The sequence below is a fragment of the Paenibacillus sp. E194 genome (assembly GCF_000935845.1).
In the GTDB taxonomy this organism is placed as follows: Bacteria; Bacillota; Bacilli; order Paenibacillales; family Paenibacillaceae; genus Paenibacillus_B; species Paenibacillus_B alvei_B.
On record NZ_JMDX01000203.1, the window covers coordinates 1 to 10,553 of the forward strand.

Sequence of the window (10,553 nt, forward strand, 5' to 3'; positions counted from 1 at the left end):
ACCTTTGATAGATAGAAACAATGGTGTCCAGCTAGGATCCGTAAAGGCGGTGACTAATATATCTCCATCTTCTAGATCAGCATCTTCCATGTTCAAAATGACCCGTGCACGTCCCTCTATAACTCCAGAAGACACTGCTAGACCGACTATTGCTTCAGACGGGAGATTTTCTCGTTTATACTCCCCTGCAATGATTTCACCATCAGACGTGATAACACGTGGCGGAGTTAGTTTTTCATAATAGTTGTACTCGTCTTTTCGTTTGCTGATGATGTGGTAGTCCAATTTATTGGTGCGTACGACTTCGTGAAGTTCTTCAAGAGCGAGATAGAAGATATCTTCCTTTTCATGAATGATGCCCGCTTGTACGAGTTGTTCAGCTTCTTTCAGTAAAGCCTGCTTATATACGAAGTAGCGATTAATCAAGCTGTATTTTGGATATTCTCGAAACCCGCTGAAATTCCGAATGAGATTGATCATTCGTTTTGTTTCTTTGGCTTTTTGTTCGCCATCCGGCAATTGCTTTAATCGTTCTAATAACTCTTGTTCTTTTTTCATAGCTTCTTGTTGCCCTTGCTCAAACTTCTGCTTGCTCGCATTAGGCTCAAAGTTTTTGATGTTGCCGAGAATCATGGGAACAAGCGTAGTTGGTTTCTCACTCCAACGCGTTCTAGTTATATCGATTTCTCCGGCACAGCGCATTCCGTATTTGGCGAGATAAGCATCGATAGCGTCTCGGGTTTCCTGCCCGCCTTCCAACTTAAACAGTTCATCCAAGAAGTGATCCTCTTTTACATGTTCTAAATAATCTATGACTTCTGGATAAGGACGAATCACATCTGCGACATCCAATAGCGCCAGACCCATTTCCGAAGTAATATTGCCCGGTACAGATTGAGAAAGGGTATCTGCTGCGTGTTTTTCACCTAACCACTCGCTCATGTTTTCATTGATCCATGCTGCAGCATCCATTGCAACCAGAATGACATCTATAATTTGCGCATCAAATACAATCTTCTTTAATTGCTCGAGATCTTCGTAAATAAAATCCAACAAATCCGATCCTGATTTCGTTTGGATATTGTGTTTCAACGCTTCGAGCGATTCTTGATTACGCCTAATTGAATCAGGAACGATTGACGGATTGTTTTCAATTTCACGCATTTTATCTGCGGTGCTTTTATACGGATTTGGTGCTGTGTTATCATCTGGCAACATCTTTATAAAATCCCGCTCTAGAACGGTCATCAGTGCATCTTTGATAAGCGGATCGGATTTTCCTAGGTAATGTAATACATGGTCTCTGCTAGCGAGCATAGGTGTCACATCAACAAACAACCTGCCACCAGCTTTACTCATGGGTGCTGTAGTGGTTAACTGGAAAAAAGACAATCCCAGCGGTTTCATAGGATCGGTCATCATTTGTTGGTGACCGACAGATACATATACGCGATTTTCCTGATCTTTCGCTTCCGGAATCGGGTATAATGTCGTGATTGGCCGACTCTGAACAATGTAAAAGGCATCATCAACCAAGCACCATTCGATATCTTGCGGGCAACCAAAATAGGCCTCGATCTGCCTTCCGATGCGTGCTAGTTGTAAAATTTGTTGCTCAGTCAGGGTTTGAGTCTTTTGCAGCTCAGGACCGATCTGTTGTGTCTCTGTTCCGCCTTCTTTTCGTCCATAGACCGCCAATTTTTTGACCGCGATCCTCTTATCGGCGATTTCCCCTTCCTTTACTCTATAACAATCGGCAGATACCAGGCCAGAGACCAGTGCTTCTCCAAGTCCAAAACTGGCATCGATCGATACTACCTTGCGGTTGGAAGTGATCGGATCAGCGGTAAATAAAATTCCCGAAGCTTGTGGGAACACCATCCTTTGAACAATAACGGCTAAATAAACGTGACTGTGGTCGAATCCATTTTGCATACGGTAAATGACTGCGCGATCCGTAAATAGGGAGGCCCAACATCTACTGATATGCTTCAGGATGGCTTCTTTGCCGATAATATTTAAATAAGTATCTTGTTGGCCAGCAAAAGAGGCATGTGGCAAATCTTCAGCAGTCGCACTAGAACGCACAGCATATGCATGTTCCTCGCCAAACCGGGAGAGATATTGAGTTACTGCTTGCACAACATCAGAAGGAATTTCTACTTCCAAAATGATTTCTCGAATCTTCCTGCTGATTTCACTAATTTGATCTCGATCTTCTACGTTTAGCGTCGTCAGTCGATTGAGCAAAGCATGATACGTTTCGTTTTGCTCAATTGCTTTTTGATATCCCCCTGTTGTCACACAAAAGCCTTCTGGTACTTGGATTCCTTCCATTTTTGATAACTCCCCTACATTCAACCCTTTTCCGCCTACGAGCAATAGCTGGTTATTTTTCATTTCCTGAAAACCGAGAACGAAAGAACTCATACCCTATCTCTCCTATCCATTCATTTTAGAATCAGCTCGGTACAACTGACCACATGCCGCCTTAATGTCCGCTCCGAATTGAGTTCGGACCGTAACGTTCACACCGTACATTTTCAACGTCCGCACGAACGTTTCGATCCTCTCTGGATCAGATGGCAAGTAGCTCTGAGGCGTCACTTCTGTTGAATTGTAGGGAATGAGGTTCACGTGGTAGAGGTGTTCCCAAGCTCCCCTTCCCCTCAACAGCGCAGCAACAGCTTTCGCATGCTCCGCCGAGTCGTTGAACCCTCGAAGTAAAATATATGCGATATACACCTTTCTTCCCGTATGTCGGATGTGGCGATCCAATGAATTGAGCACATCGCGGAGCGGAAACCGCTTATTGATCGGCATCAGTTCACTCCGTTGCTCGTCGAAAGGCGAATGCATCGAGAAGGTTAGATTGACCTGTGGAAACTCCCGCGTCAACCTATCGATTCCTGGCAACAGGCCAATGGTCGAAATCGTAATTCTTCGATGTCCTAGACCGAAGAGATTTGGATTAGTCAAAATCGCCAGTGCATCGAATAGGTGCGGGTTGGCGAGCGCCTCCCCCATGCCCATGAAGGACACGCTGTCCAAGGTGTGCCCGTTCAAGTAAAAGTGAAGCAATTGGTCGGTAATTTCGTCGGCGGTCAGATTGCGTTTCAGCCCGATGGTACCCGTGGCGCAAAAGCGGCACCCGAACCCGCAGCCGCACTGCGTGGAAATACAATACGATTTCCATCCTCGTTTATAGGAAAGTCTTACGGCCTCTACGCGTTCACCGCCACCGATGGCAAACAGCACCTTGCTTACCTGCTGCGATGTGAGTTCCTTTATGGGATTAACGCTGGAGACGTTCGGACCAAGCGTCCGGGCCAACGCTTCTCGCAAAAATGTAGGCAGTATGGTGATCCGTTCGTATTCAGCAATTTTTTGTTTGAAAATAGCGTCTATAATTTGCCCATACCGGTATGCAGGCTGCTTGAAGTCGGACAGGATCTGCCCAATCGTTTCATATTTCGAGATTGATTTCATGTGTTCTCCTTACTGCCGGAGAAAATGCAAAAAAGCAACCGTCATCCACGCTTTCATGCGTCTTTCACCAACTACGCAGGAAAAAACACGATGCATTTACTGATAGAATCGCTACGTGCATCTGTCGATAGATTGGTATACCTCCGGCAACTGAATCATTTTTTTGTGAACCGGGTCAATCGATTGGAACCGGTTCACAACATCATCTACAACCTCAACCTCAATGCTCATTGTTTTCATCCTCCTAGGGTGTGTTATATGTTCAGTTCCACAGTTTTATTTGCGATATGTTTGCAAAACTCGCTGTCATGCTCCACAAAAAGGATAGTTGGCGCATGCTCCAGCAGCAGTTCTTCGATTTGCATCCTGGAAATGACGTCGATAAAATTAAGCGGCTCGTCCCAAATATGCAAATGAGCGTGTTCGCAGAGGCTTTTCGCAATCAGTACCTTCTTCTTCTGACCGCCGCTATAAGAAGCGATGTCCTTTTCAAATTGCAAGCGTGAAAAATCGAGTTTTCTCAAAATCGCTTTGAACAAGCTTTCGTCAATCTCGCTGGATCTGGCGAATTCCGACAAATTGCCCTGCAACTGCGAGGTATCTTGTGAAACGTAGGAAATTTTCAACTGGCTCCCTTTTCGAAACACGCCTGAATAAGGAATCTCCTCGCCGCAAATCAATTTGAGCAAACTGGATTTGCCTGAGCCGTTCGGACCGGAGAGCACGATTCTGTCCCCTTGCTCGATAGTAAAGCTGATATCGCTGCACACGTTCTTTTCTCCATAATGAATCGAAACGCGATCAAGCTCGACCAATTGGTGTTTATGATAAGTCATCTGCGATATTTTCAAGCTTTCCGAGCTATCAACGTTTCTCAGAAGCTGTGATCTTTCCTCGATCGCAGAGTGCTGTCTTTGCTCGATCGATTTGGATCGCTTCATCATTTTGGCGGCCTTGTGGCCGATGTATCCTTTGTCGACCTTGGAGCCAGAGTTGCGGGTGCCGTTTTTCGTTTTTTCTACTTCGTGCGACCAGTTGCTCGTTCGCTTGGCCGCTTCTGACAGCCTCTTAATGTCTTTCCTCAGTTTTTCGTTCTCAGCCAGTTCGAAATTATCCTGTCTTTGTTTGTTCTCCCACCAGTCTGAGAAATTTCCATTCTGAATTTCGATATTGGTCTTATTGATCGAAATGATATGATCTACACAATTGTCGAGAAACGCCCTATCGTGTGACACCAACATAAAGCCGCTCTTCCCGTTCAAATAATCACTTACCAGCTTCCTAGCATGCAGATCCAGATGGTTGGTCGGCTCGTCGATAAGCAAAAAGCTGTCTTCCTTCAAAAACAGGACTGCCAGCATTACCTTCGTCTGTTCTCCGTTGGACAACGAGTCGAACGGTCGATATAACACATCTTCTGACAACTTCAGCAGCGAAAACTCGCGCATGAGCTGCCAGTGCTCGTAGTCGGGATAGATGTCAGCTACCACATCGAATGTATAATTTTCCTTGAGTTCGACGTGGAACGGGAAATACTCGAAGCTGACGTTAGAGGAAATCGTTCCGCTGTATTCATACTTGCCGAGCAGCAGATTGAGAAACGTAGTCTTGCCCCGGCCGTTCCTCCCCGTAAAGCCCAATTTCCAGTTGGTATCGATTTGTAAACTTACATGCTCAAAAATGTTGTCGTAACTGCCGTCATAGGCAAATGTCAGATTCGTTACCTTGATCAATGACATTCCAGAAACCTCCTTGGTTCACAAATAAAAAAGAGCTGCAAGAAAGTTGACCTTTCTTGCAGCTCAAAAAATAAAACAAATCCAACCCTACGCAGAGTCAGATAAGGATATATTTTGAGTGAAAAGAATAAGGTAACTTTCTTGCCAATAAAGAATAAAACAGCACAAATAGAACTTGTTTTATTCCTTAAACGTTAGCAAGAAATTCTACATTATCCTCTTCAACTCCTATCGTAAGTGTTAGCGCAATATTAACATACCAGATATTTCATTGCAATAAGAAATGGCAGCATTTAACCTTCATTAGTCAGTAGCCCCCACCCACTTCGGTATTACATTTTTTTCGTTTGTAATTTTAATATTCACGTACAAGGCGTGTTTCGGATTATTTTAGTCTTTTTGGTCTTGAATGAAGCACATAACGATTAATTGGCCGCCCTACGCCTCCATAGTTCACCTCTAGATGGACATATCCTATCTTTGACAAATATTCAAGGTATCTTCTTGCTGTCACTCTCGCAATCCCAACCCCTTCGGCTGTTTCTTCTGCGGATAGCTTCCCACCTCTATCAGCCATTACCGCAAGCACTTGTTTAAGTGTTACTGGATTTAATCCCTTTGGCAGTTCTTCCGCAGGTATAAACAATTCAGCAGGTGATGATGATTCGATAAAGTTCTTGTCTCGTAGTACACTCTGCCCTAATAGAGAAGATTCATCGTTCACAGTGCTATCCGTTCGGATCTCATCTCCCATTTGCAGAATACGATCAAGCTGCTCTTGGGTAACTGTATGATCGTCGGTTAACGTCTCGTATCGATCACGATAACGTTCCAGCGTCCGTTTAACTCGCTCTAATTTAAATGGCTTGATAATATAATCTACTGCACCATTTCGCATCATCGCTCGCAATGTTTCCGTCTCTTTAGCAGCCGTAACTACGATCACATCCACTGGTAGATTACGCGCTCTAATTTCCTGCAGCGTACTAATTCCATCAAATGAAGGCATAAACACATCAAGAAAGATAAGATCCGGCTTCAGTTCTTCGATCATCCGCAAGCCATCCTGACCATTGCCTGCCGTACCAATCACTTTATAGCCATTCACCCGTTCGATGAACATGCGGTTCACTTCCTGAACCATTGGATCATCTTCTATCAGCACTACTTGCACGATATGTTTACATTGCTCCTGCATCTCTTGTCGCCTCCTTCATCGGAAAAACGATTTCCATTGATGTTCCGAGTCCTGGGGAGGATTCACACCGAAGTAGCCCTTTACCTTTTGCAATAATCCCACTTATCAGAAATAGGCCTATCCCACGATGCTCTCCACTTTTGGTCGAGAAGCTGCGTTCCAGCATTCTTGCTTTCGTGTCTTCTGTCATACCACAGCCATTATCCTCAACTAAAATCGATAAATAATCTTCATCTTGTCCAATGTACAGATACACTGCCTTCTGATCAACCTTGATATTGGAAAGTGCATCAAATGCATTTTCAATCAAATTGCCTACCAGAAGAACGATATCTCGCCGATCAAGCGAATCTGGAAATTGACGCAAACCGCAATTCGGATCGATGAACACATCTATATCAAGCTCATGTCCTCGACTGATCTTACCAAGCAGTAAGCCTGCAACTCCATCATCCTCAAAATGCTCCTGAATAAATCTTGTTGTCTCTTCATGTTGATCAGATACCTCAAACAAATATCTTAATGCTTCTTCATGTTTTCCAAGCTGCAGAAGCCCCGCAACGGTATGCATTTTATTCATATGCTCATGATTTTGGGCTCGCAAGGCATTCACAAATTCTCGCACACCTGTCAGTTCTTCTGCCATATGCGTAACCTCCGTGCGGTCTTGAAAAATCGCTATGGCTCCCTGAGTAATACCATGCTCGATTATGGGGATTCGATTGCTCCAAATGAGCGTATCGCCAACCAGCAATTCGTGGTTCAAGAGCGGCATCTTTACCTTAAGTACTTCCGGCAAGCGAGAATCTGGAATCACATCCCAAATGTTCAGCCCAATAACATCCTTGGACACGCCAAAAATGTGCTTAGCCCGTTCATTGAAAATCGTGATTCGCTCCTTACTGTCGATTGCGATTACTCCTTCATGCATAGCTTGGAATGCAGCCGTATGTTCACGAAACATCGTGGCAATTTCATGCGGCTCTAGATTATACATCTCTTTCTTGATATGTTTGGCAAGCATCGCTGAGCCCATCATTCCAAACGAAAGCGCTAATATAATCATTACCATAACCGATCTGAGTTGCTCGGGAAAAATATCCTTCATTGTAGGCAGAAGTCCTCCTGCCATTACAACGCCAACCTGCTCATGCTTCGCGTTCATGATTGGCACGAATGCCCGTAAGCCAACACCTGCTTCACCTTTTACTTTGGAAACGTACATATGCTCAGCAAAAGCTGCATCCGCATCGTCGCCACTAAAATACGTTCCTATTCGGTCCGATAGAGGATGTGATAAGCGCTTGCGATTCATATCCAGCACGACAATATAATCAGCCTCATTCAGCATGCGTATTTTGTCAGCAACGGGAGCAATATGCTCAGCTCCATTCTGCTCATTAATATAATCTGCCACTCCCGGTAGATTAGCAACGGTTTGGGCAGTCGTAATAAGCCGTTGACGCAAGCCCTCTTCTTTGACGCTAGTCAAGCTTCCTAGCAGGACTTCTACAGCAATAAGGAGGGAGAACAGAACCAAACCGAATGAAAGTAAAACAATTTTCCAATAGATTCCTATTCGGTTCAAGTCTATTGCCCTCCTTTTCGAAATATTTACCTTTATCTGCTATTGTGCAATAATAAGTCTAATTTAGCAACTGGGAGGAACAAATTTGAAAGCGATTGCAAGTATTGGAATGTTCATTATTGTTGGATTGTTAGCTGCATATCTCGTCGGATATCAACCAAACTGGAATGAACAGCTCTTTCAGGATGATGAACAAACTGGACTTAAGCAACGGATCGTCATCAAATTCAGTCATGTAGTTGCTGAGAACACACCAAAGGGCCTCGCTGCAGCTGAATTCGCTGATCTAGTAAAGAGGAAATCAAAGGATCGCGTCGAGATACAAGTGTTCCCAAATGGCATGCTATATGGTGAGAATAATGAAGTTGCTGCACTTCAGCGTGGTGATATTCAAATGATAGCCCCATCCTTCTCAACCATGAGCGAGATCGATCCAGCATGGCTAGTAATGGATCTGCCATTTGCTTTCAAAGATCAGAATGAGGTTGAAAGCAAGCTGAATGGTTCACTTGGAGACAAGCTATTCCAAACGCTTAAACCGCATGGCATGAAGGGAGTCGCCTTCTGGTCCAATGGCTTTAAACAAGTGACGAACAATGTACGGCCTATTCTGGGGCCTCAAGATTTCAAAGGACTAAAGTTTCGCATACAACCAAGTCCATTAATTGAACGGCACATTAAGAACTGGGGAGGGAAGACAAGTGTTATTCCTTTTAACGACGCTTATCGCAATCTAGCCGACGGCTCAGTAGATGGTCAGGAAAACACGATATCGAATATCGTAAGCAAACGCCTCTACCAAGTACAGAAATATATGACGATTAGCAATCATGGTTATTTGGGCTATGCCGTTATTTTCAACAAATCCTTCTGGGATAACCTGCCTTCTGATGTGCAACAGCTGCTCATGGAAGCACTGGATGAAACAACAGAGCAGGCAAATAAGAAAACAGCTAGAAATGAGACTCATATGAACGAGATTAATACGAACCAGAATTTGCAGATTTCCATATTAACGAAAGAACAAACATCGGAATGGAGGATAGCCTCAAAGGAGCTCTATAAAGATTTCGCATTGAAAATCGGGGCTGATGTAATGAGCGAAATCTCTGGGCCTTAAAGACCAAAAAGAACAATATGACCATATTCTTGTCACCTTCTCCCCTCTCTCTTACACTTAAGCACATCGAATAAAAGCGCTTACAATGGTGAAAGCGAGGGGTAAGAACATGAAGTTAAAAAAATCATGAAAAACATGACCGTTCAGGTATTATTCGCGATTCTCCTTGGGGTTCTCTTCGGACAATTTTTCCCTAAATATGCCGTTGAACTGAAGGTGCTTGGAGACATCTTTATCAAGCTTATTAAGATGGTCATTGCACCAATCATCTTCTTCACCGTAGTACATGGAATCGCAAGTATGGGCGATATGAAAAAGGTCGGACGCATCGGTGGTAAGGCATTATTGTACTTTGAGATTGTAACAACCATAGCACTTGCAATTGGCCTGCTTGTTGTAAATGTAGTTAAGCCAGGCTCTGGAATCGATATTTCAAAGGCTACAGGTGACGTAGCACAATATGCGGAGAAAGCGCATGATAATAGTATAATGGGCTTCATCATGAACATCGTGCCTGATAATGTTATTGGGGCTTTTGCTAGCGGTGAGCTTCTTCCGGTATTGTTTTTTGCAGTCCTGTTTGGTTTTGCTCTAACAGCTATTGGTGAAAAAGGGCAAGCCATCATTTCATTATTCGATAAGCTCTCACACGTATTTTTTGGTATCGTTACTATCATTATGAAGGTTTCACCAATTGCCGCCTTTGGTGCAATGTCATATACGATTGGCAAATTTGGTCTTGGCTCGTTGTTCACACTTGGCAAGCTGATGGGTTCTGTTTATTTGACCATGTTCCTATTTATAATCGTCGTACTCGGATTCATCGCCAAAGTATTCGGGTTCAACATCTTCAAATTTATCTCTTACATTAAAGAAGAAATCTTACTAGTGCTTGGTACCTCTTCATCCGAATCTGCTCTGCCGCGAATGATGTCAAAGCTCGAGGCATACGGTGCTTCCAAATCTGTCGTGGGACTTGTTATTCCAACAGGATATTCCTTCAACCTGGACGGTACATCTATTTATCTGTCAATGGCTGCGCTGTTTGTCGCTCAGGTATCTGGTGTTGATCTAAGCATCTGGCAGCAAATTACCCTTCTGTTCGTATTAATGCTAACTTCCAAAGGTGCTGCTGGGGTTACAGGATCAGGATTCATCACACTGGCTGCAACTTTAGCTGCTTTCCCATCAATTCCAATCGCAGGCATGGCCCTACTGCTGGGTGTTGACCGTTTCATGTCCGAAGCTCGCGCAATTACGAATCTGATCGGTAATGGTGTAGCAACAGTTGTTATCGCCAAGATGGAGAATGAATTTGATCCGAATCGATTAGAAGCTGAAGAGCCTGCTGTAAAGAGTAGCAACAACATTGCATATAATTAAGGCTCTCAGAAATAGAATTGCGATTATTTGTAATTG

General features: G+C 43.8%; 7 protein-coding genes. 2 read left to right on the forward strand and 5 right to left on the reverse strand.

Annotated features, from left to right (window positions below):
• The 5 genes from ppsA to AZ66_RS22140 all read right to left on the reverse strand — a co-directional run.
• Positions 1 to 2,430 (reverse strand): phosphoenolpyruvate synthase (ppsA, locus tag AZ66_RS22120; protein ID WP_044356822.1); only part of this gene is annotated, 2,430 nt, incomplete at its 3' end.
• A 12-nt stretch (positions 2,431 to 2,442) separates the two neighbouring features.
• On the reverse strand, positions 2,443 to 3,489 hold the full coding sequence (locus AZ66_RS22125; RefSeq protein ID WP_044356823.1) for a Cfr family 23S rRNA (adenine(2503)-C(8))-methyltransferase: 1,047 nt from the start codon (positions 3,487 to 3,489) through the stop codon (positions 2,443 to 2,445).
• 254 nt (positions 3,490 to 3,743) lie between these two features.
• The gene (locus AZ66_RS22130) at positions 3,744 to 5,228 is read right to left on the reverse strand and encodes an Lsa family ABC-F type ribosomal protection protein (protein WP_044356824.1); all 1,485 of its coding nucleotides are present in this window, start codon (positions 5,226 to 5,228) and stop codon (positions 3,744 to 3,746) included.
• 385 nt (positions 5,229 to 5,613) lie between these two features.
• The gene (locus AZ66_RS22135; protein WP_052648761.1) at positions 5,614 to 6,426 is read right to left on the reverse strand and encodes a response regulator; all 813 of its coding nucleotides are present in this window, start codon (positions 6,424 to 6,426) and stop codon (positions 5,614 to 5,616) included.
• Positions 6,410 to 8,014, reverse strand: coding sequence for an ATP-binding protein (locus AZ66_RS22140; RefSeq protein ID WP_044356825.1), 1,605 nt, complete (start codon positions 8,012 to 8,014; stop codon positions 6,410 to 6,412). Before AZ66_RS22140 ends, AZ66_RS22135 begins: the two co-directional genes overlap by 17 nt.
• 85 nt (positions 8,015 to 8,099) lie before the next feature.
• Between AZ66_RS22140 and AZ66_RS22145 the strand changes: the two genes are divergently transcribed.
• Entirely contained in the window at positions 8,100 to 9,134 is a 1,035-nt protein-coding gene (locus AZ66_RS22145; RefSeq protein WP_044356827.1) for a DctP family TRAP transporter solute-binding subunit, read from the forward strand.
• Between the two features lie 126 nt (positions 9,135 to 9,260).
• A complete protein-coding gene (locus tag AZ66_RS22150) occupies positions 9,261 to 10,517 on the forward strand; it encodes a dicarboxylate/amino acid:cation symporter (protein ID WP_044356828.1) in 1,257 nt (418 codons plus the stop codon).
• Positions 10,518 to 10,553: the final 36 nt, after the last annotated feature.

Excerpts from the sequence above, each read along its gene's own strand:
- AZ66_RS22125 (WP_044356823.1), bottom strand. The coding sequence starts at position 3,489 with ATGAAATCAATCTCGAAATATGAAACGATTGGGCAGATCCTGTCCGAC.
- AZ66_RS22130 (WP_044356824.1), bottom strand. The coding sequence starts at position 5,228 with ATGTCATTGATCAAGGTAACGAATCTGACATTTGCCTATGACGGCAGT.
- AZ66_RS22135 (WP_052648761.1), bottom strand. The coding sequence starts at position 6,426 with ATGCAGGAGCAATGTAAACATATCGTGCAAGTAGTGCTGATAGAAGAT.
- AZ66_RS22150 (WP_044356828.1), top strand. The coding sequence starts at position 9,261 with ATGAAAAACATGACCGTTCAGGTATTATTCGCGATTCTCCTTGGGGTT.